Below are 22385 nucleotides of genomic sequence, written 5' to 3' on the forward strand. Positions count from 1 at the left end.
ACGGCGGGGCGCAAGACCTCAGAGGTCGTCGTCGTCCGCGTCGAGGGCAGTGAGCTGTGCGCCCAATTCCTGCTCGACGTCCTGTGCCGACGGGGCCGGTGCGAGCGGCAGGCCATCGCGACGGCGGCGACGCTCGTCATGATAGGCCAGGCCAGTGCCCGCCGGAATCAGGCGTCCGACAACGACATTCTCCTTCAGACCACGGAGATAATCGCGCTTGCCGGTGACAGATGCCTCGGTCAGAACTCGCGTGGTTTCCTGGAAGGACGCCGCGGAGATGAACGATTCAGTTGCCAGGCTCGCCTTGGTGATACCGAGCAGGATGCGATCGAACTTGGCCGGGAACTTGCCGTCGGCCTCGAGACGCATGTTTTCTTCGACGACGCGGGCGTATTCCACCTGGTCGCCTGTGATGAAGGTGGAATCGCCGGAATCGGTGATTTCGACCTTGCGCAGCATCTGACGCACGATGACTTCGATGTGCTTGTCGTTGATGCCGACACCCTGGAGGCGATAGACCTCCTGGACTTCGGTGGTGATGTACTTGGCCATTTCCGCAACACCGAGCAGACGCAGGATATCGTGCGGGTTGCTCGGGCCATCGGAGATGACTTCACCCTTCTCGACCGTTTCACCTTCGAAGACGCTGATCTGGCGCCACTTCGGGATCAACAGCTCGAACGGATCACCTTCCACCGGTGTGATGGTCAGACGACGCTTGCCTTTGGTTTCCTTGCCGAAGGTCACGGTACCGGAGATCTCGGCCAGAATGGCCGGCTCTTTCGGGCGACGCGCCTCGAACAGGTCAGCAACACGCGGCAGACCACCGGTGATGTCCTTGTTACCGGACGCCTCCATCGGGATACGAGCGATGACGTCACCCACGCCGACGGCCGCACCATTCTCGGCGGATACCACGGCATTGCCCGGCAGCAGGTACTGGACCGGCGTGTTGGAGCCCGGCAGTGTCACGTGCTTGCCACTGGAATCCACCAGCATGATCATCGGACGCTTGTCACGTGCCGCGGACGGACGCGAGGCGCTCTCGATGACTTCGATGGAGGACAGGCCTGTCATCTCGTCGGTGGTACGGTTGATGGTCTGACCATCTTCCATATCCGTGAACTGCACCTGACCCGCCACTTCGGCGACGATCGGGTGAGTGTGCGGATCCCACTTGGCGACGGCCTGACCGGACTCAACCTTGTCACCATCGCGCACGGATAGCTCAGCACCGTACGGCAGCTTGTAGAACTCGCGCTCACGGCCGTGGTCATCCGCCACTGCCAGTGCGCTGGAACGCGAGACGACGATCAGCTTGCCATCGGCACGCTCGACCGACTTGATGTTGTGCAGACGTACGCTGCCACCATGCTTGACCTGAACGCTATCCACGGCGGAGGCACGCGAAGCGGCACCACCGATGTGGAAGGTACGCATGGTCAGCTGGGTACCCGGCTCACCGATGGACTGTGCCGCGATGACACCGATGGCTTCACCGACGTTGACCTGATGGCCACGCGCCAGGTCACGGCCGTAACAGGCCGAACAGACACCGTGCACGGTCTCACACGCGATGGTGGTACGCACGACAATCTCATCGACGCCCATGGTATCGAGCTGTGCACACCAGGCTTCGTCGAGCAGCGTGCCACGCGGGATCAGGACCTCATCAGAGACCGGATCCACCACGTCCTGCGCCACGACACGACCCAGCACACGCTGGGACAGCGGGACGATGATGTCGCCGCCTTCGATGACCGGGTGCAGAATCAGACCTTCCTGAGTGCCGCAATCCGCTTCGGTGATGACCAGATCCTGGGCGACATCGACCAGACGACGGGTCAGGTAACCGGAGTTGGCGGTCTTCAGTGCCGTATCCGCCAGACCCTTACGAGCACCGTGAGTGGAGATGAAGTACTGGAGTACGTTCAGACCTTCACGGAAGTTGGCGGTGATCGGCGTCTCGATGATCGAGCCATCCGGCTTGGCCATCAGGCCACGCATGCCGGCCAGCTGGCGAATCTGCGCAGCAGAACCACGCGCACCGGAGTCGGCCATGATGAAGACGCTGTTGAAGGAGTCCTGCTCCATCGGCTTACCGTCTTCGTCATTGACCACTTCGCCTTTCCAGTTGACGACGGTCTCTTTCGAGATACCTGACATCATCTCCTTGGCGACACGGTCGTTGGCACGCGCCCAGATATCGATGACCTTGTTGTACTTCTCGCCTGCGGTCACGAGACCGGAGGAGAACTGGTCTTCGATCTCTTTCACTTCGTCTTCGGCCGCGTCGATGATGACCTTCTTCGCGTCCGGAATGACGAAGTCGTTGACACCGATGGAGGCGCCGGACCAGGTCGCGAGACGGAAGCCGGTGTACATCAGCTGGTCAGCGAAGATGACGGTGTCCTTCAGACCGACGCGACGGTACGCCTCGTTGATCAGACCGGAGATGGCTTTCTTCTTCATCACCTGGTTGATCAGCTCGAACGGCATGCCCTTCGGCAGAATGCGGAACAGCAATGCGCGACCGATGGTGGTGTCGTGCAGGGACGTCTTCTCGTACAGCTCGCCGGACTCTTCGTCCTTGAGTGTCTCGGTCAGACGGACCTTGACCATCGCGTGCAGGTGAGCGCTGTGAGTGCCGAAGGCACGCTCGACTTCACCCAGGTTCGCGAAGGCCATGCCCTCACCCTTGGCACCGATCTTCTCGCGGGTCATGTAGTACAGACCCAGCACGACGTCCTGGGACGGTACGATGATCGGCTCGCCGTTGGCCGGCGACAGCACGTTGTTGGTCGACATCATCAACGCACGCGCTTCCAGCTGGGCTTCCAGCGTCAGCGGTACGTGAACGGCCATCTGATCACCATCGAAGTCGGCGTTGTACGCCGCGCAGACCAGCGGGTGCAGCTGGATGGCCTTGCCTTCGATCAGCAACGGCTCGAACGCCTGGATACCCAGACGGTGCAGCGTCGGGGCACGGTTCAGCAGCACCGGGTGCTCGCGAATGACGTCGGCGAGGAAATCCCAGACTTCCGGGGCTTCGCGCTCGACCATCTTCTTGGCGGCCTTGATGGTGCTGGCGTGACCGGAGGCCTGCAGCTTGGCGTAGATGAACGGCTTGAACAGCTCAAGCGCCATCTTCTTCGGCAGACCACACTGGTGCAGACGCAGGGTCGGGCCGACGGTGATGACAGAACGACCTGAGTAGTCGACACGCTTGCCCAGCAGGTTCTGACGGAAACGACCCTGCTTGCCCTTGATCATGTCGGCCAGCGACTTCAGCGGACGCTTGTTGGAACCGGTGATGGCGCGACCGCGACGACCGTTATCGAGCAGTGCATCCACGGATTCCTGCAGCATGCGCTTCTCGTTGCGCACGATGATGTCCGGCGCATTGAGGTCGAGCAGACGCTTGAGGCGATTGTTGCGGTTGATCACACGACGATACAGATCGTTCAGATCCGAGGTCGCGAAGCGGCCGCCGTCCAGCGGTACCAGCGGACGGAGGTCCGGCGGCAGCACTGGCAGCACTTCCATGATCATCCAGCCCGGCTCGTTGCCGGAATAGTAGAAGGCTTCCAGCAGCTTGAGGCGCTTGGACAGCTTCTTGATCTTGGTCTCAGAGTTGGTCTGCGGAATCTCTTCGCGCAGGCGCTCGACCTCTTCTTCCAGCTCGATGTCCTCGAGCAGCGCCTTGATGGCCTCGGCACCCATGCGGGCGTCGAAATCATCACCGAATTCTTCCAGCGCTTCGAAGTACTGCTCATCGTTGAGCAGATGCCCCTTCTCGAGGGTCGTCATGCCCGGGTCGATGACCACGAAGCTTTCGAAGTAGAGCACGCGCTCGATATCACGCAGAGTCATGTCGAGCAGCATGCCGATACGGGACGGCAGAGACTTCAGGAACCAGATATGCGCGACCGGGCTCGCCAGTTCGATGTGAGCCATACGCTCACGACGCACTGCCGCCTTGGTCACTTCAACGCCACACTTCTCACAGATGATGCCGCGATGCTTCATCCGCTTGTACTTGCCACACAGGCACTCGTAGTCCTTCACCGGGCCAAAGATCTTGGCACAGAAAAGACCATCACGTTCCGGCTTGAATGTCCGGTAGTTGATGGTTTCAGGCTTCTTCACTTCACCAAAAGACCACGAGCGAATCATGTCCGGAGACGCCAGGGTAATCTTGATGGCGTCGAATTCTTCGGACTGCGCCTGCGATTTGAGAACTTTCACCAAATCTTTCATGGGTCGCTCCGTTGCGGAGTTGTCATGGGCAAAGCCTGGCTGCTGACACCAGGCTTTGCGGACCGTCAATACTTGTGGCTTTTCGGCGTCAGCCTTCCAGCTCCATGTCGATACCCAGCGAGCGGATTTCCTTCACCAGCACGTTGAAGGATTCGGGCATGCCCGCCTGCATGGTGTGATCGCCATCTACGATGCTCTTGTACATCTTGGTACGGCCTTCCACGTCATCGGACTTGACCGTGAGCATCTCCTGGAGGGTGTAGGCAGCGCCGTACGCCTCGAGGGCCCAGACCTCCATCTCACCGAAGCGCTGACCACCGAACTGCGCCTTACCACCCAGCGGCTGCTGCGTGACGAGGGAGTAGGAGCCGGTCGAACGCGCATGCATCTTGTCATCCACCAGGTGGTTGAGCTTGAGCATGTACATGTAACCGACGGTCACCTTGCGATCGAACTTCTCGCCGGTGCGGCCATCGTAGAGGTCCATCTGGCCGGAATCAGGGATATCGGCCAGCGTGAGCAACTGCTTGATCTCATGCTCCTTGGCACCATCGAAGACCGGCGTTGCCATCGGCACGCCCTTCTTCAGGTTGTGCGCCAGGGTGATGACCTCGTCATCACTGAGCACGGAGAGGTCTTCCTGGCGGCCACCGACGGTGTTGTACACCTTGTCGAGGAACTCGCGGATCTGCTTGACCTGCTCGGCGCGCTCTTCGCGCAGCATGTGCTCGATCTTCACGCCCAGACCCCGCGCGGCCATGCCGAGGTGGGTCTCGAGGATCTGACCGACGTTCATGCGCGACGGGACACCCAGCGGGTTCAGCACGACGTCAACCGACTCGCCATTGCCATCGAACGGCATGTCTTCGACCGGCATGATCGCGGAGATGACACCCTTGTTACCGTGACGACCGGCCATCTTGTCACCCGGCTGGATACGACGCTTCACGGCGACGTAGACCTTGACGATCTTGAGCACGCCCGGTGCCAGATCATCACCCTGGGTGAGCTTGCGCTTCTTGTCTTCGAAGCGCTCGTCCATCTCGCGACGACGGATCTCGAGCTGCTCATCGGCCTGAGCCAGCAGTTCGTTGAGAGACTCGTCCTGCAGACGCAGCTTGAACCACTCCTGGCGCGGCAGTGCTTCCAGGTAGTCATCGGTCAGCACGTCACCCTTCTTGAGCTTCGGACCACCGTTGACGGCCTGACCGACCAGGTTGCGCTGCATACGCTCGAAGGTCGCCTCTTCCGCGATGCGGTAGGTTTCCTGCAGGTCCTTGCGGACCTCGGCCAGCTGCATCTGCTCGATGGAGAGCGCGCGCTGATCCTTCTCGACGCCGTCACGGGTGAAAACCTGAACGTCGATGACGGTAGCCTTCATGCCGGTCGGGGCACGCAGAGAGGTATCCTTAACGTCGGACGCCTTCTCGCCGAAGATGGCACGCAACAGCTTCTCTTCCGGCGTCAGCTGGGTCTCGCCCTTCGGCGTGACCTTGCCGACCAGGATGTCGCCCGGGTTCAGCTCGGCACCGATGTAGACGACACCGGACTCATCCAGCTTGGAGAGTGCGGATTCGCCGACATTCGGGATATCGGAAGTGATTTCTTCCGGCCCGAGTTTGGTGTCACGCGCGACACAGGTCAGTTCCTGGATGTGGATGGTGGTGAAGCGATCTTCCTGCACCACACGCTCCGAGAACAGGATGGAATCCTCGAAGTTGAAGCCATTCCAGGGCATGAACGCCAGACGCATGTTCTGACCCAGGGCCAGATCCCCCATGTCGACGGACGGGCCGTCGGCCAGGATGTCGCCGATGGCGACTTCATCGCCAGGACGCACGATCGGGCGCTGGTTCTGACAGGTATTCTGGTTCGAGCGCACGTACTTGGTCAGGTTGTAGATATCAACGCCGGCTTCACCGCCGATGATCTCTTCTTCCCGCACACGTACGACGATGCGCTTGGCATCGACGGAATCGATGACGCCGCCACGACGTGCCACGGCACAGACGCCGGAGTCACGCGCCACGAAGCGCTCCATACCGGTACCGACCAGCGGCTTGTCAGCCTTCAGGGTCGGAACGGCCTGACGCTGCATGTTCGCACCCATCAAGGCGCGGTTGGCATCATCGTGCTCAAGGAACGGGATCAGTGCGGCAGCGACGGAGACGACCTGACGCGGAGACACGTCCATCATGGTGACCTTTTCCGGCGCCATGAAGGTGGTCTCGCCACGGTGACGAACCTGGACCAGGTCGTCGACCAGGCGGCCGTTCTCGTCGACGGTCGCGGAGGCCTGGGCGATGATGAAATCGCCTTCCTCGATCGCGGACAGATCGACGACATCGTCGGTGACCTGACAATCCACGACCTTGCGGTACGGCGTCTCGAGGAAGCCATAGCTGTTGGTCTTGGAGTAGGTCGCCAGCGAGTTGATCAGACCGATGTTCGGGCCTTCCGGCGTCTCGATCGGGCACAGACGGCCGTAGTGCGTGGCGTGAACGTCACGAACTTCGAAGCCGGCGCGCTCACGAGTCAGACCACCCGGACCAAGCGCGGAGACACGGCGCTTGTGCGTCACTTCGGACAGCGGATTGTTCTGGTCCATGAACTGGGAAAGCTGGCTGGAACCGAAGAATTCCTTCACCGCCGCCGCAACCGGCTTGGCATTGATGAGATCCTGCGGCATCAGGCCTTCGCTCTCGGCCATGGACAGACGCTCCTTGACCGCACGCTCGACACGGACAAGACCGACACGGAACTGGTTTTCCGCCATTTCGCCCACAGAGCGAATGCGACGGTTGCCCAGGTGGTCGATGTCATCGACATCGCCATTGCCGTTACGGATGCCGATCAGCTCCTTCATGACGGTCAGGATATCGTCCTGATCGAGCACGCCGCTACCGGTATCGCTTTCGCGACGCAGGCGACGGTTGAACTTCATGCGACCCACGCCCGACAGGTCGTAGCGGTCTTCGCTGAAGAACAGGTTCTGGAACAGAGACTCTGCTGCATCCTTGGTGGGCGGCTCGCCCGGACGCATCATGCGGTAGATCTCGACCAATGCCTCGAGCTGGTTACGCGTGGTATCCAGCTTCAGGGTATCGGACATGAACGGGCCGCAATCCAGGTCGTTGGTGTAGATGACCTCGAACTGGGTGATCTTGGCCTGCGCCATCTTCTCCAGCAGCTCAGGAGTGATCTCGCTGTTGCTCTCGCAGACCAGCTCACCAGTGGCCGGATCGATCTGATCCTTGGCCAGCACCTTGCCGTACAGGTACTCCATCGGCACTTCGAGACGCTCGAGGCCGGAGGCTTCCATCTGACGGACGTGCTTCTGTGTAATGCGACGACCTTCCTCCACGATCACGCTACCGTCGGCATCCTTGATGTCGAATGCGGCGGTCTCGCCACGCAGACGTGCCGGCACCAGCTCAACGGAGAAGCCGCTGCGCTCGATGTGGTACATCGTGGTGTCGAAGAAAGTGCCGAGAATCTCTTCGCTGGTCATGCCCATGGCACGCAGCAGAACGGAAGCCGGCAGCTTGCGACGACGGTCGATACGGACGTAGACGTTATCCTTCGGATCAAACTCGAAGTCCAGCCAGGAACCGCGGTAAGGAATCACACGTGCGGAGTACAGCAGCTTGCCGGACGAGTGGCTCTTTCCCTTGTCGTGGTCGAAGAACACACCCGGCGAGCGATGCAGCTGTGACACGATGACACGCTCGGTACCATTGATGACGAAGGTACCGTTCTCTGTCATCAGGGGGATTTCCCCCATGTAGACTTCCTGCTCCTTGATGTCCTTGATCGCCTTGTTTGACGATTCCTTGTCATAGATCATCAGGCGCACTTTCACGCGCAGCGGGGCAGAGTAAGTGACTCCGCGCAGCTGACATTCCTTGACGTCGAACGCCGGCGTACCGAAGCGGTAGCTGACATACTCGAGCGCTGCGTTGCCAGAGAAACTGGCAATCGGGAACACGGACTTGAAGGCAGCATGAAGGCCGACTTCCAGGCGCTGTTCTGGCGCCCTGTCCTGCTGGAGAAAGTCGTGGTAGGAATCAAGCTGGATGGCCAGCAGGTAAGGCACATCCATCACTTGGGGCAGTTTGCCAAAATCCTTGCGGATGCGTTTTTTCTCAGTGTATGAGTAAGCCATCTGTATTCCCCAGCTTGTTCACCTTGGGTGACCGATGCGTGGTCGGCTCATCCCTGATGGCGCGGCGATGTCCATCAGGCGCGGACGGCAAGCCTCCCTTGCGGGCTGGCTCGCCGTCATAATTCGTCTTGCAACAGAAAAAGGCTGGTGGCGGAGTCCGCCACCAGCCAGGAAGCTTACGCAGCGTGCGTAGCCTGGAACACGAGTTACTTGAGTTCCACGGACGCGCCAGCTTCTTCCAGCTTCTTCTTCGCTTCTTCAGCGTCTTCCTTGCTCACACCTTCCTTCAGGGTGGCCGGAGCGCCGTCGACAGCTGCCTTGGCTTCTTTCAGGCCCAGGCCAGTCAGTTCACGAACAGCCTTGATGACGTTGACTTTCTTGTCACCGGCGGCAGTCAGAACGATGTCGAACTCAGTCTGTTCTTCAGCGGCTTCACCAGCAGCGGCCGGGCCAGCGACGACGGCGGCAGCGGCGGAAACGCCGAACTTCTCTTCCATTGCTTCGATCAGCTCAGCCACTTCCATGACGGTCATGTCAGCGACGGCGTTGATGATGTCTTCTTTGGTCAGTGCCATTTTAGCAATCCTAAACTTTGCGGAGCAAAGATGCTCGGTCAAACGGAAATCGATTCAGGCTGCACGAGACAGCCAGGAGGTCAAAGCGCTGCTTACGCGGCGGCTTCGGCTTCCTTCTGATCGCGCAGTGCTGCGATAGTACGGACCAGCTTGCCTGCAGAAGCTTCCTTCATGACAGACAGCAGCTTGGACAGTGCTTCATCGCGGGTCGGCAGAGATGCCAGACGGTCGATATTCGCCGCCGGGATGAACTCGCCTTCGTAGGCCAATGCCTTGACTTCGAACGCCTCGACCTTCTTGGCAAATTCCTTGAACAGACGAGCGCCAGCGCCCGGGTGTTCCATGGAGAATGCAAGCAGAGTCGGGCCGACGAAGGACTCGCTCAGTACCTCATAAGAGGTACCGGACAGCGCGCGACGAGCCAGAGTGTTGCGAACAACACGCAGCTGGACGCCCGCTTCGCGGCACTGTTTGCGCAATTCGGTCATTGCACCAACAGTCACACCACGAGAGTCGGCAGCGACTACGGAGAGAGCACCCTTGGCGGTTTCGCTGACCTCAGCAACAATTGCCTTCTTGTCTTCGAGACCTAAAGCCACGGTGTTGACTCCATTTCGTGCCGGGGAACGAATTCCCCAGTGGTTTACCATCTCTCTCACCAGAACTGCGCGGGAGAGTCTTGGAGGATGGCTGCCACCAGCAAGGCTGGGACACCATCTGCGCAGGCTACGCGCAATGCAAGCATCGCGGCGCGATTAAGCCGGCCCCGCCACCGAGATGACAAGGCCAGCGCCTGCGGTCTTTGACGGCGCCCCGCGGCTGAGCACGGGGACCGCAAAGTGAAACATTCTGAGACTGCCTTACGCGTACTTGGCGTGATCGACAGTCAGACCCGGACCCATGGTGCTGGACAGGGTGATCTTCTTCAGGTAGACACCCTTGGAAGTGCTCGGCTTCAGCTTCTTGACTTCGGCCACCAGGGCGTCAATGTTACCCTGAATGGAGTCTGCACTGAAGTCGATCTTGCCGATACCGGCGTGAATGATGCCGTTCTTGTCAGTACGGAAACGCACCTGACCAGCCTTGGCATTCTTCACGGCAGTCGCGACGTCAGGCGTCACGGTGCCAACCTTCGGGTTCGGCATCAGGCCGCGCGGACCGAGGATCTGGCCCAACTGACCGACAACGCGCATGGCATCCGGAGAAGCGATGACGACGTCGAAGTCCATCACGCCCTTCTTGACCTGTTCTGCCAGCTCGTCCATGCCGACCACGTCTGCACCGGCTTCCTTCGCTGCTTCAGCGTTGGCGCCCTGGGTGAAGACAGCGACGCGCACTTCATTACCGGTGCCATTCGGCATTACGGTAGCGCCGCGAACGACCTGATCGGATTTACGCGGGTCAACACCCAGGTTCAGAGAGACTTCGATGGTCTCCTTGAACTTGACGGTGGACAGCTCGGACAGCAGTGCGACAGCTTCTTCGACGCTATAGACCTTGCCGGATTCAACTTTCGCGTTGATCGCCTGGGCGCGCTTTGAAATCTTGGCCATGATCAAAGACCCTCCACGTTCAGGCCCATGCTACGGGCAGTACCGGCGATGGTGCGAACAGCAGCGTCCAGGTTGGAAGCTGTCAGATCCGGTTCCTTGGTGGTCGCGATCTCTTCCAGTTGAGCGCGAGTCACGGTGCCGACTTTCTTCTTGTTCGGCTCACCAGAACCGGACTTCAGACCGGCAGCTTTCAGCAGCAGGACGGCCGCAGGCGGCGTCTTGGTGACGAAAGTGAAGCTACGGTCGGAGTAGACAGTGATGACCACGGGAGTCGGGAGACCCGGCTCGACGTTCTGGGTAGCGGCGTTGAACGCTTTACAGAACTCCATGATGTTGACACCGTGCTGACCGAGGGCAGGACCCACGGGCGGGCTCGGGTTAGCTTTACCGGCTGCGACCTGCAGCTTGATGTAAGCCTGTACTTTCTTGGCCATGATAGGACTCCAGTATGGGTGGTAGCGCCTTGCGGCTCCCCGTAAAACCGGGCCGCCTCAGGCGACCCGTCGTGTTGCCGTGATGCTCGTATTCAAACAGGCAGAAGAGTGACCCGAGGATCAGTCCTTCTCGACCTGGGAGAACTCGAGCTCTACCGGCGTGGCACGCCCGAAGATCAGCACGCTGACCTGCAGACGGCTCTTTTCGTAATTCACTTCTTCAACGACACCATTGAAGTCGGCGAACGGGCCATCAGTGACACGCACCGTCTCACCCGGCTCGAAGAGAGTCTTCGGTCGCGGCTTGTCGGTACCGTCCTGAACGCGACGCAGCATGGCGTCGGCTTCCTTCTGGGTAATCGCCGCCGGCTTCTCCGGGGTTCCGCCAATGAAACCCATGACGCGCGGGGTTTCATTCACCAGGTGCCAGGACTCATCATTCATGTCCATCTCGACCAGCACGTAGCCCGGGTAGAACTTGCGCTCGCTCTTGCGGCGCTTGCCGTCACGCATTTCGACGATTTCTTCGACCGGCACGAGAATCTCACCGAAATGATCTTCCATGGCGTAAAGCTTCACACGCTCGTTGAGCGAACGCATGACCTGCTTTTCGAAACCGGAATAGGCGTGTATGACATACCAACGCTTGGACATGGAAACTCCGTTAACTGACGATGCCGGACATCAGCCAGCCGAGGGTGGTATCGATGAGCCATAGCAACAGGCCCACGATAAGCACGGCACCCAGCACGATGGCAGTTGTCTGGACAGTTTCCTGTCGGGTCGGCCAAACGACGCGCTGGATCTCGCGGCGCGCACTACTTGCCAGCTCGACAACATCACGGCCTTTGTTGGTCGTGATCGCCAGAGCAGCCGCGGCAACACCAAGCACGACGACGCCAAGCACGCGATAAAGCAGCGCTTGGTCAGCAAAATAGGCGTTGCCAGCAACAGCCAGCACAAGAAGAATGACAACGACCGACCACTTGAACCCGTCGTGGCGCGCTTCCTGCACCTCGGCGTTCTGTTTCATCAAAGAGACTCCTCAAGGGTGCAGCGATCGCTAGAATCGAGAATCGGTAAGAAGTCGAATACCATCCTGGGGAAGGATGGCAGGCCAGGAGGGAATCGAACCCCCAACCTGCGGTTTTGGAGACCGCTGCTCTGCCAATTGAGCTACTGGCCTGTAACACTTGCGTGTTCCAGAGACTAAAAACAAGGCTGAATGAACAGCGGGCGCCATCATAGCCGAGACAACCCAAACTGACAAGCCTTATCTTTGACCGCGACCTGGGAGGTCGTCGGAAACGAAAAAGACGAGCCAAACCACGACTCGCCTTTCCGTTGTATGGAGCTCGTGGGCGGATTTGAACCGCCGACCTCACCCTTACCAAGGGTGTGCTCTACCCCTGAGCTACACGAGCAAAACCTTTGCGCAATCTCGACTGGCGAGATGAACTGGAGCGGGCAGCGGGAATCGAACCCGCGTCATCAGCTTGGAAGGCTGAGGTTCTACCATTAAACTATGCCCGCTTTCCAACTCTTGCTGCCCTGATGCACGCAGCATCATAAGCGAATCTGGTGGTGGGGGAAGGATTCGAACCTTCGAAGCTTTCGCGGCAGATTTACAGTCTGCTCCCTTTGGCCACTCGGGAACCCCACCATCTGTGACGACGAATCTTACGTCGCTTGGGATACGCTGTCAAGTGCTTGATTTCATTCTACTTCAAGCGCTTGAGGGAATGTATCGCCTCAGAACGGGACGTAGTATGTCAAAGCATCTGGGTGAGCGCAAGCCCTGAGCGAAGTTTTTCTAGATCAGGCACTCGCGGCTGGTCGGGCGCTCCTGACAGGCGCCCTGCCCGTTCGGCAGCGGTCAATGGATGCAGCGCCTCCAGTCCTGCGTACACCATATCCGGCCACAGCGCATGCGGCACCCGCAGACCGCGCGCCACTACCCGCGCGTCACCGCCGGTCAGCAGCAGCGGCAAGGCTACCCCTTCACGATCGCAGACCTCGGCATAGAGGCGATTGACCGCGCTGACAGCCGCCATGTAGATGCCATGATTCACGGCTTCCACGGTATTGCGCCCCGGCGCCAGCAGCGTATCCACTTCGGTATCCGGGTCGATGGCCACATTGCGTGTGCCCAGCTTGAGGCTTTCCTTCATCAAGCGCAGACCCGGGAGAATATAGCCCCCAAGATGCTTGCCTCCCGGCAGCACGAAATCCACCGTGATCGCACTACCGCAATCGACACTGCAACACCCCCCGGTAAGATGATGGCCGGCGAGCGCGCCCAACCAGCGATCGACGCCCAGGCGTTGCGGTTCTTCATAGCCGCAGGTGACGCCCAGCGCCTCCCGCGTCGAGTGCGCGACATGCACGACGCCGACCTGCTTGCGCAGCAATTCCACCGTCTCATCCAGCACCTGCTTGCGCGCCACGCTGGAGATACGCACGGCCGTGACGACATCCAGGTCAGGAATGTCCTCGCCCGGCCGCCATTCCTCTCGCGTCCAGACGGCGCCGCGTGAGCGGATCTCGCTGGAAACGGTGTCCTTGAGACGCCACTTCGACAAGGTATTACCGATATCAAGATCCAGAATCATGAGACGGCGCGCAGACTGATCTCGCCACCGGCGAGAGTGATGGTTTCGCCATTCATGCGCACCTCGAGATTTCCATTGATATCGACACCTTCTGCCACGGCTTCTTCTCGTCTGTCTCCGCGCAGAACCACCACATTACGCCCCTTGAAGGCATTACGCTCATTCCAGCGCGCCTGCCATCCGGCAAAGCCCTGCGACTCGAACTCAGGCAACAGCGCCAGCAACGACTCCATCAGACGCGCGGCATAGCGATTGCGCGAAGCACCGGGAATGATGTCACGTACCGCAGCCACCGGTTGAGTGATCGCCTCGCGTCGGGACGCCGGCAACTCGATATTCATGCCGATACCGATGACGACATCACAGGGGCCGGACACATCACCTGTGACCTCGACCAGAATGCCGGCGATCTTGGGTTGATCCTTCTGTATCTGCAGCAGGACATCGTTGGGCCACTTGAGGCGCGCGGGCAGGCCATCGGCCTCCAGCACCTCCGCCACCGCCACGCCGATCGCCAGACTCAAACCCTCAAGCGATGCGGCGCCTGATTCGAAACGCCAGCCAAGCGAGAAGACCAGGCTGCGCCCCCAGGGAGTCTCCCACTCACGCCCACGACGGCCACGCCCGGCCGATTGCACCTCAGCCAGACAGACCTCGGCATGGCCGGCTCCCTGTCGAAAGCGCTCGCGGATGAAGGTATTGGTCGAGTCCACCGACTCCTCGACGAACAGGCGCGTCAGATGCTTGCGAGTCTCGCGCGGCAGCGCCTCGATGATCTGTTGACCATCGAGCAACTCGATGGGGTTGGCCAGTCGATAGCCAAGCCCCTTGATGGCTTCCAGCGGAATGTCGAGCGCCTCAAGTTTCTTGAGCTGCTTCCAGACCGCCGTACGCGACACCCCGAGCTCTTCGCCCAGGGCCTCTCCGGAGTGGTAGCCACCATCTCCAAGTAGACGAATGAGATCACGGATGGTCATGCGGAGGCCTGCCCCTGTGCAAAAGCGCACATTCTATCGGATTCATGGGCTTGCGAGCCAAGAACAACGACCAAAGATAGCGCTCTTTTCGTCAATCCCGCTCCCCGGCGCGCTTTCCCGCCCCCGCCAGGCGGTTGAACAAGGCGGAAAGCAGCATCAGGACACTGCCCAGCCCCAACCATGAACCTACTCGCCACAGCCCCTCAAGGGTGGCGGTATCCCAGACTCCCACCTTGAGAACTGTCACCACCAGCAACCCCTGCCCCACTCGCTGCCAATGCGTCTGCACCATTCTCGCGCCACTGATCACGAGACCGGCGGAAACGATCAACAGTGCAATGCTGTAGGCATAGAGCTCAGCCTGTTCGACCCCGTGCCAGAACTCCAGCGCATGTCCATGCCAGACATGGCGCAGACTGAGTCCGACCCACAACCCAAGCGCCAGCAGCCCCGCCACCTCGCAAAGGTGACGCAGTCGCGTGCCGGCCCCCGCAAGGTGCCAGACCAGAGCCGCCCCCAATGCTGGTATACCATAGGCAGGCAGCAGCCAATTCACCAGCGGCCAGCGGCCCACATCAGCCCCCTGCCAAAGCGGGTTGTACGCCAATACGACACCCGCAACCCAGATGACTGCTGCCAGCCCTCCAACGCCATAGGCCAATGTGCGATACAAGGCGACATTCTGGACCAAGCCGCTGGCACGCCAGGCATAGCCCGCCGCCACACCACTAAGTGCCAGCACCTGCACGGACAGCTCCGGGAATGAAAGGTGCCCCGTGAAAGGCTGACCATCCGTCAGCAGGTAGCGAACCTCCAGCACGGTCGTGGCAAGCGCCAGCTGTATCACGACCCCTTCCAACCAGCGCTGGACATGCATGCGATGGCGCATGCCATAACTGTTGAGAGCGACACATGCCAGCACCGGCAGGAATATCTGCAGTGGCCAGTGCGCGATATCGGCATAGCTGTCATTCGCTACGCCACACATCAAGCGAACCACGACGCCCCACGCCAGCAAGCGTGACAGTTCAGCAAACACGGAGCGCCCCGCGATATGGCCCTCGCGATACCAGCGCCATTCACAAACGGTCAAACCCAATAGTTGCAGAGCCAGCGCCAGGGTCAGCGATGGCCCCTCCAGCACTGCCACCAGGGCAAGGAATATCCCGGCCTGCGCGGGCAGCCACAGCCCAGCGGCAAGCTGAACACCTTCACGGGCCTGAAAACGCATGGCACCTGCCCAGCACACCAGCCCCCAGATCAATGGCGGCAACCCTGTGTTGATCAGCCTCTCTGCATCGCTCGCCTCGGTCGACCATGGCATGACGCCCTGCCAGAGGGCCAGAGCCCACGCCAGCAGCGGCACCATGGTCGCCAATGCCCACCAACAGGCTTCAAGCGGCCTCTCTGCTCCCTCACCCGCATCATGATGCGGCCGCCAACGCGCCAGCGACAACAGACCGACACTCAATATCAACGGACTGAACATCACGCTGCTCGAATGCGATGCCGTCAAAGCAAGCCCCCACACCAGCAGCCAGAGCCCGTTGCCGGCAACGACCATCGACCACAGCACTGCATGGCGCCGACTAGACCAGGCAATCACCAGCATCGGCAAAAGACTTGCCAGCCAACCCCGCTGCCACAAGGACACACCGGAGCCGGCCACATCGGAAGGCGCCACCAATGAGTCAAAGGAGACGCCATGCACGAGACTGCCCAGCCAGGGCAGCCAGAGCCCCAGCACGACGCTCACTGAGACAAGCCCCCCGGCTAGCCAGTGCCGACGCAGCTCAATAGATGCACGCCAAGGTAACCAGACCGCAAGTGAGGCCTTCGCTTGTCGCCCATTCTTTTCTGTGGCGCCAGTGAATGGATCCCGCTCCCACAGATAACCCAGCGCCAGCACTGCCAGCCAGGCACCACTCCCCCAAGACAACAGCCCCACCAGCAATGTCGTGCCAGAGGAGAGGCCGAAGGGCATCAACAGCAACCACCAGGTGAGTGCCCCCACCAGACCGCCCCAATACAACCAGCTCACCGCAACCTGCCGATACAGCACCCGACACGCCGCCGCGATCACACCCACATGCCCCAGCAACAGCAAGGTTGAGGCCTCCTGCCATTGCTGGTGAATGGGCAGTGCCAAGGGCAGGGCGTATCCACCCAACATGCCCAATGCTGCCAGCCACGGCCCGTGGTGCCGCGCACGCTCCAGCATCCATAGGCTCAAGGCTGCCAACAGTGCGAAGGTAACCGGCATGGACATCAGTGAAAGCAGAAAGTGACCAGCCAACAGACTCGCCGCGAGCACCAGACTACCGGCACCACTGACGGCGCCTGTCAAACTCGATGATTGGGATGTACGCAACCTCATCCACTCAGCCAATACCGTCATGCTCAGGCCGAACCCGAGTCCCAACGCCATCCGTACCCCCGGCCCCAGCAAGCCCTGCTCAAGGGAGTACCCAACGAGCAGGATGCCTGCCATCACCAGAGACAAGGCACCCACAAGAATCATCCAGTGTTCCTGGAGCAGCGTCAGCAGACGTGACATCCCCCCCGGCAGCACTTCTGATGTCTTGCTTGCGGGGTCTGCGCCCTGCCCCACCTCGCCTGAACGACTGGAGGCAGCGCCATGCAACAAACGCTGAAGCAGCCGGTAGGACAGAGAGCGGCCCCCACTGGATGATCCAGCGGCTCGCGAGTCGCTGATCGGTGGTGTTGCACCGAATGCTGCCAGCCCCTCCTGGGGTGGCACTTCGCCAGACGATTTGTCCACACCCCCTTCTCGCAAGGGGGTGTGCATAACCGGAGCGCCATGAGCAGGAAGCTCGCGAGCAAGCCTGACCTCCATGTCGCGTAGTCGCTGCTCCAGCGCCTTGATGCGCAGCATGCTGAGCCACCCCATCAAGGAACCACCCAGTACCAGCAACGCCATCATGACGCCCACCAACATCAGCTCATCCATTGCCCAGTCCGTCACCGAAGAGTCGTGCTCAGAGACTACGGCATTTTGCCTGGCACCTCATGCTGTCTATCGTAAGCGTTCGGGCATCACCGCTTGCGAGTGATCACGCAGTATGCTGCCAATGATGGGGCAGAAGTTCGTGCACTTGGCTAGCCTTTTGGGTCGGCAGCCTTTCCAACACATTTTTCAGGTAGGTATAGGGCTCATGGCCGTTCAGCTTGGCACACTGAATGAGGCTCATGATGGTGGCAGCACGCTGGCCACTGCGCAGAGATCCGGCGAACAGCCAGTTTGAACGCCCCAGCGCCCAGGGGCGAATCAGATTCTCCGCCCGGTTGTTATCGATCGGCAACGCGCCGTCATCCAGGTAGCGCGTCAACGCCGCCCAGCGCTTCAGGCTGTAATCCAACGCTTTCGCCGTCGCCGAACCATTCGGAACCTTCTCGCGATGCGCCAGCATCCAGCGATGTAGCGCATCGGCGATGGGCTTTGCTTTCGTCTCCCGCAGCCGTTGACGCTCTTCCGCACTGAATGACTGTACCTCACGCTCCACCTGGTATAGCTGACCGATCAGTTCGATAGCCTGCCCGGCGATCTGGCTCTTGCCAGCGACGTGCAGATCGACAAATTTACGGCGGGCATGGGCCATGCAACCGATCTCGGTAACACCGTTGGCGAAGCTCTGCTTGTAGCCGCTGTAGTCGTCACAGACCAGCTTGCCCCGCCACTTCCCGAGGAAGTCGCGGGCATGTTGACCGCCACGTCCCTCGCTGAAGTCGTAGATTACGGCCTTCAACCCGGCATACGGGGTGGTGGCGTAGGCCCAGAGATAGGCGCGGTGCGTCTTCTTCTTGCCAGGGGCCAGCATCGGTACCGGCGTTTCGTCGGCATGCAGCACCGGCTCGTTGAGCAACACTTCACGCAGTGCATCGATCAGCGGCTGAAGTCGCACCCCGCAGGTGCCGACCCACTCGGCCAGGGTGGAGCGCGGAATCGCTACGCCGGCGCGGGCGAAGATCTGCTCCTGGCGATAGAGTGGCAGGTGATCAGCATATTTGGCGATCAGCACCTGGGCCAGCAAGCCGGCGGTGGGGATGCCCTTGTCAATGATCTGCGTCGGCATCGGTGCCTGGGTCAGTGTCTCGCATTGGTCGCAGACCCACTTGCCACGGATATGCCGCTCGACGTGGAACACGCCCGGCGTGTAATCCAACTTCTCACTGATTTCCTCGCCGATCCGCCTCAGCTGACAACCACACCGGCAGTGATCATTCTCCGGATCATGATGAATCTCGGTGCGCGGTAGCTCGGGAGGTAAGGGCGTGCGCTTGGGCGTCTTCCTTGCCACTGGCGTGGCAGCAGTGAGGTGGAGCTCTTCCAGCTCGGTCTCGATGGCAGCAATGTCGGCGTCCACCCCTTCCTCCAGCAGGCTGATCTGCAGGACATTGAGCTGCTCGCTGCGCTTGCCGAAGGCGTGGCGCTTGAGCAATGCCATTTCATAGGTCAGCTTTTGATTGACCTGCTCGCTGTGGCGTAGCGCTTTCTCCTTTTCCTCCACCTGCGTCATCAGCGTTGCCGCCAAGTGGCGGAGCTGATCGGGAGAGAGTTGAGTCAGGTCAGGGGGCGTCGTCATTCCGCCAGTATGCCAGCCCGCCGACGAGAACGGGATTAGCGCATCCGCGAATAGCGGGGCCGCCAAGTCTGTGCCGCTCATCACACGACCGAGATCACCCCGTCGGCGCCGAGACGCTGCCAGGGCAGTCCTTGCACCAGTGCCGTGACCTGCTCGGGGCAAAGCTCGATACGATCGCCCTGCCAGTGACCGGCCCAGTGGAACTTGCCCTGGTTCAGGCGCCGGGCGCACAGCCAGACACCCAGGCCATCGTGGACCAGCACCTTCATACGGTTGCCGCGCCGGTTGGCAAAGAGATAGGCACAGTGCGGGCGAGCCGCGCCGAACACCTTCACCACCCGGGCTAGGGCCGTATCCGGACCGGCCCGCATATCCAGCGGCTCGGTGGCCAGCCAGATTTCGTCGATGCGGATCATGCGAGCAGCTCTCGGATCAGAGATCGGCAGGCGTCGGCCTCCGAGGCAGGCCACTCGATGACCATCGGGCCGTTGGGGTGCGGGATCGTGAGGCGAATAGGGTCCGCCACCTGATGCTGGGGAGTGGCCGGTGACAACTCGCGAGTCATGGGCACCGGTACAAATGCCGGTATTTCTGGCACAGCCGTTTGCTGACGGGTGGTACGGATCCAATTGTGGACCAGGTTAGCATTCAGGCTGTGCTCCAACGCCACTCCGGCAACGGAGGCACCGGGTTGCTGACACGCTTCGACGATCCTGGCCTTGAAGGCGGCAGTGAAGCGGCGACGCTTGCGAGGAACTTCCAACACGCTTGATTCCGTCATGATAAGTGTCCACTTATTGATAGGTGGACATCTAACGTGACGGAATTCAGGACTCTGCGGTAGATGGGATCACCGGTCGCTTACCGTAAGCCTCTTGCTTTGCTGTGCGCAACTTTTCTCACCACAAAGAGAACCGCCCCTGCAGCAAGGCTACAGGGGCGGTTCGGGATAAGTGCCTGACGATGACCTACTCTCACATGGAGAAACTCCACACTACCATCGGCGCTAAGCGGTTTCACTTCCGAGTTCGGCATGGGATCGGGTGGTTCACGCTCGCTATGGTCGTCAGGCGAAACGGTGGCATCTTGCGATGCCTGAGTCTCGAGGCTTGTGACCTCGCGACTCGCAATATGAATCATGCTGACCGATATGTCGTCGATCCTGTCGCAATCCCGGCGGTTTGCCTGGGCAAACCCCTTGGGTGTTATATGGTCAAGCCTCACGGGCAATTAGTACTGGTTAGCTCAACACATTGCTGTGCTTCCACACCCAGCCTATCAACCTTGTCGTCTTCAAGGGCCCTTCAGGAGGCGCAAGGCCTCAGGGAAGTCTCATCTTGAAGGGGGCTTCCCGCTTAGATGCCTTCAGCGGTTATCCCGTCCGAACGTAGCTACCGGGCAATGCCATTGGCATGACAACCCGAACACCAGAGGTTCGTCCACTCCGGTCCTCTCGTACTAGGAGCAGCTCTTCTCAAACTTCCGACGCCCACGGCAGATAGGGACCGAACTGTCTCACGACGTTCTAAACCCAGCTCGCGTACCACTTTAAATGGCGAACAGCCATACCCTTGGGACCGACTTCAGCCCCAGGATGTGATGAGCCGACATCGAGGTGCCAAACACCGCCGTCGATGTGAACTCTTGGGCGGTATCAGCCTGTTATCCCCGGAGTACCTTTTATCCGTTGAGCGATGGCCCTTCCATACAGAACCACCGGATCACTAGAACCTACTTTCGTACCTGCTCGACGTGTCTGTCTCGCAGTCAAGCACCCTTATGCTCTTGCACTCAATGCACGATTTCCAACCGTGCTGAGGGTACCTTCGTGCTCCTCCGTTACTCTTTGGGAGGAGACCGCCCCAGTCAAACTACCCACCATACACTGTCCTCGATCCGGATGACGGACCTGAGTTAGAACGCCAATGATGTCAGGCTGGTATTTCAAGGTTGGCTCCACCGCATCTGGCGATGTGGTTTCAAAGCCTCCCAGCTATCCTACACAGACAACATCAGCATCCAGTGTAAAGCTATAGTAAAGGTTCACGGGGTCTTTCCGTCTAGCCGCGGGTACACAGCATCTTCACTGCGATTTCAATTTCACTGAGTCTCGGGTGGAGACAGCGTGGCCATCATTACGCCATTCGTGCAGGTCGGAACTTACCCGACAAGGAATTTCGCTACCTTAGGACCGTTATAGTTACGGCCGCCGTTTACCGGGGCTTCGATCAAGAGCTTCGGACGAATCCTAACCCCATCAATTAACCTTCCGGCACCGGGCAGGCGTCACACCCTATACGTCCGCTTGCGCGTTTGCAGAGTGCTGTGTTTTTAATAAACAGTTGCAGCCACCTGGTATCTTCGACCGGTAGGAGCTTACGGAGCAAGTCCTTCACTCTAACCGGTGCACCTTCTCCCGAAGTTACGGTGCCATTTTGCCTAGTTCCTTCACCCGAGTTCTCTCAAGCGCCTTGGTATTCTCTACCTGACCACCTGTGTCGGTTTGGGGTACGGTCGCATGTGATCTGAAGCTTAGAGGCTTTTCCTGGAAGCGTGGCATCGATGACTTCCTGACCGTGGTCAGTTCGTCTCGCATCTCGACCTCAGAGGAACCGGATTTGCCTGATTCCTCGGCCTACATGCTTTCACCAGGACAACCAACGCCTGGCTCACCTAGCCTTCTTCGTCCCCCCATCGCAACCACATCCGGTACGGGAATATTAACCCGTTTCCCATCGACTACGCGTTTCCGCCTCGCCTTAGGGGCCGACTCACTCTGCTCCGATTAACGTAGAACAGAAAACCTTGGTCTTCCGGCGGGGGAGTTTTTCACTCCCCTTATCGTTACTCATGTCAGCATTCGCACTCGTGATACCTCCAGCAGACTTCTCAATCCACCTTCATTGGCTTACACGACGCTCCTCTACCGCTCATCCAGAGGATGAACCCGTAGCTTCGGTACCTGATTTAGCCCCGTTATATCTTCCGCGCAGGCCGACTCGACTAGTGAGCTATTACGCTTTCTTTAAAGGGTGGCTGCTTCTAAGCCAACCTCCTAGCTGTCTGAGCCTTCCCACATCGTTTCCCACTTAATCAGGATTTTGGGACCTTAGCTGACGGTCTGGGTTGTTTCCCTTTTCACAACGGACGTTAGCACCCGCTGTGTGTCTCCCACGCTGCACTCACTGGTATTCGGAGTTTGCCT

Annotated in this window: 14 protein-coding genes, 4 tRNA genes and 2 rRNA genes (1 of these 20 cut by a window edge); all 20 read right to left on the reverse strand. The window is 59.8% G+C overall.

Annotated features, from left to right (window positions below):
- Positions 1 to 18 precede the first annotated feature (18 nt).
- Positions 19 to 4260, reverse strand: a complete 4242-nt coding sequence (rpoC, locus tag FLM52_16940) for a DNA-directed RNA polymerase subunit beta' (GenBank protein ID NVN57417.1) — start codon at positions 4258 to 4260, stop codon at positions 19 to 21.
- Between the two features lie 88 nt (positions 4261 to 4348).
- Positions 4349 to 8425: a DNA-directed RNA polymerase subunit beta gene (gene rpoB, locus FLM52_16945; protein NVN57418.1), complete on the reverse strand. Its 4077-nt coding sequence runs from the start codon at positions 8423 to 8425 to the stop codon at positions 4349 to 4351.
- 206 nt (positions 8426 to 8631) lie between these two features.
- Positions 8632 to 9000 carry a 50S ribosomal protein L7/L12 gene (rplL, locus tag FLM52_16950; GenBank protein ID NVN57419.1) on the reverse strand — a complete coding sequence of 123 codons (369 nt, stop codon included), beginning with the start codon at positions 8998 to 9000 and terminating at the stop codon, positions 8632 to 8634.
- 92 nt (positions 9001 to 9092) lie between these two features.
- Positions 9093 to 9599, reverse strand: a complete 507-nt coding sequence (gene rplJ / locus FLM52_16955) for a 50S ribosomal protein L10 (GenBank protein ID NVN57420.1) — start codon at positions 9597 to 9599, stop codon at positions 9093 to 9095.
- A gap of 261 nt (positions 9600 to 9860) precedes the next feature.
- On the reverse strand, positions 9861 to 10553 hold the full coding sequence (rplA, locus tag FLM52_16960) for a 50S ribosomal protein L1 (protein ID NVN57421.1): 693 nt from the start codon (positions 10551 to 10553) through the stop codon (positions 9861 to 9863).
- A gap of 2 nt (positions 10554 to 10555) precedes the next feature.
- Entirely contained in the window at positions 10556 to 10987 is a 432-nt protein-coding gene (gene rplK, locus FLM52_16965; protein ID NVN57422.1) for a 50S ribosomal protein L11, read from the reverse strand.
- Positions 10988 to 11107: 120 nt separating this feature from the next.
- Positions 11108 to 11641 (reverse strand): transcription termination/antitermination protein NusG, encoded by a 534-nt coding sequence (gene nusG / locus FLM52_16970; GenBank protein NVN57423.1) that lies wholly within the window; start codon positions 11639 to 11641, stop codon positions 11108 to 11110.
- A 10-nt stretch (positions 11642 to 11651) separates the two neighbouring features.
- Positions 11652 to 12020: a preprotein translocase subunit SecE gene (secE, locus tag FLM52_16975; GenBank protein NVN57424.1), complete on the reverse strand. Its 369-nt coding sequence runs from the start codon at positions 12018 to 12020 to the stop codon at positions 11652 to 11654.
- A 77-nt stretch (positions 12021 to 12097) separates the two neighbouring features.
- Positions 12098 to 12173: transfer RNA gene (locus tag FLM52_16980), tRNA-Trp, on the reverse strand.
- 163 nt (positions 12174 to 12336) lie between these two features.
- Positions 12337 to 12411 (reverse strand) — tRNA-Thr (locus FLM52_16985).
- A 35-nt stretch (positions 12412 to 12446) separates the two neighbouring features.
- Positions 12447 to 12520 (reverse strand) — tRNA-Gly (locus FLM52_16990).
- A gap of 46 nt (positions 12521 to 12566) precedes the next feature.
- Positions 12567 to 12650, reverse strand: a tRNA-Tyr gene (locus tag FLM52_16995).
- A 109-nt stretch (positions 12651 to 12759) separates the two neighbouring features.
- Complete coding sequence (locus tag FLM52_17000) at positions 12760 to 13599, reverse strand: type III pantothenate kinase (protein NVN57425.1); 840 nt, start codon at positions 13597 to 13599, stop codon at positions 12760 to 12762.
- Positions 13596 to 14576, reverse strand: coding sequence for a biotin--[acetyl-CoA-carboxylase] ligase (locus FLM52_17005; GenBank protein NVN57426.1), 981 nt, complete (start codon positions 14574 to 14576; stop codon positions 13596 to 13598). Before FLM52_17005 ends, FLM52_17000 begins: the two co-directional genes overlap by 4 nt.
- Positions 14577 to 14667: 91 nt before the next feature.
- Complete coding sequence (locus tag FLM52_17010) at positions 14668 to 17562, reverse strand: DUF2339 domain-containing protein (protein ID NVN57427.1); 2895 nt, start codon at positions 17560 to 17562, stop codon at positions 14668 to 14670.
- Between the two features lie 88 nt (positions 17563 to 17650).
- Entirely contained in the window at positions 17651 to 19180 is a 1530-nt protein-coding gene (locus FLM52_17015; protein ID NVN57428.1) for an IS66 family transposase, read from the reverse strand.
- An 80-nt stretch (positions 19181 to 19260) separates the two neighbouring features.
- Positions 19261 to 19596, reverse strand: a complete 336-nt coding sequence (gene tnpB, locus FLM52_17020; GenBank protein ID NVN57429.1) for an IS66 family insertion sequence element accessory protein TnpB — start codon at positions 19594 to 19596, stop codon at positions 19261 to 19263.
- Positions 19593 to 19961, reverse strand: coding sequence for a transposase (locus FLM52_17025; GenBank protein ID NVN57430.1), 369 nt, complete (start codon positions 19959 to 19961; stop codon positions 19593 to 19595). Before FLM52_17025 ends, tnpB begins: the two co-directional genes overlap by 4 nt.
- Positions 19962 to 20135: 174 nt before the next feature.
- Positions 20136 to 20251, reverse strand: a 5S ribosomal RNA gene (gene rrf, locus FLM52_17030).
- Positions 20252 to 20371: 120 nt separating this feature from the next.
- Positions 20372 to 22385: ribosomal RNA gene (locus FLM52_17035) — 23S ribosomal RNA — on the reverse strand; it runs 899 nt beyond the window's last position.

The organism is bacterium Scap17 (assembly GCA_013376735.1).
In the GTDB taxonomy this organism is placed as follows: Bacteria; Pseudomonadota; Gammaproteobacteria; order Pseudomonadales; family Halomonadaceae; genus Cobetia.

Bases quoted from the DNA above. Each gene is read 5' to 3' on its own strand.
- rpoC (NVN57417.1), bottom strand. From the start codon at position 4,260: ATGAAAGATTTGGTGAAAGTTCTCAAATCGCAGGCGCAGTCCGAAGAA.
- rpoB (NVN57418.1), bottom strand. From the start codon at position 8,425: ATGGCTTACTCATACACTGAGAAAAAACGCATCCGCAAGGATTTTGGC.
- rplL (NVN57419.1), bottom strand. From the start codon at position 9,000: ATGGCACTGACCAAAGAAGACATCATCAACGCCGTCGCTGACATGACC.
- rplA (NVN57421.1), bottom strand. From the start codon at position 10,553: ATGGCCAAGATTTCAAAGCGCGCCCAGGCGATCAACGCGAAAGTTGAA.
- rplK (NVN57422.1), bottom strand. From the start codon at position 10,987: ATGGCCAAGAAAGTACAGGCTTACATCAAGCTGCAGGTCGCAGCCGGT.
- nusG (NVN57423.1), bottom strand. From the start codon at position 11,641: ATGTCCAAGCGTTGGTATGTCATACACGCCTATTCCGGTTTCGAAAAG.
- secE (NVN57424.1), bottom strand. From the start codon at position 12,020: ATGAAACAGAACGCCGAGGTGCAGGAAGCGCGCCACGACGGGTTCAAG.
- FLM52_17000 (NVN57425.1), bottom strand. From the start codon at position 13,599: ATGATTCTGGATCTTGATATCGGTAATACCTTGTCGAAGTGGCGTCTC.
- FLM52_17005 (NVN57426.1), bottom strand. From the start codon at position 14,576: ATGACCATCCGTGATCTCATTCGTCTACTTGGAGATGGTGGCTACCAC.
- FLM52_17015 (NVN57428.1), bottom strand. From the start codon at position 19,180: ATGACGACGCCCCCTGACCTGACTCAACTCTCTCCCGATCAGCTCCGC.
- tnpB (NVN57429.1), bottom strand. From the start codon at position 19,596: ATGATCCGCATCGACGAAATCTGGCTGGCCACCGAGCCGCTGGATATG.
- FLM52_17025 (NVN57430.1), bottom strand. From the start codon at position 19,961: ATGACGGAATCAAGCGTGTTGGAAGTTCCTCGCAAGCGTCGCCGCTTC.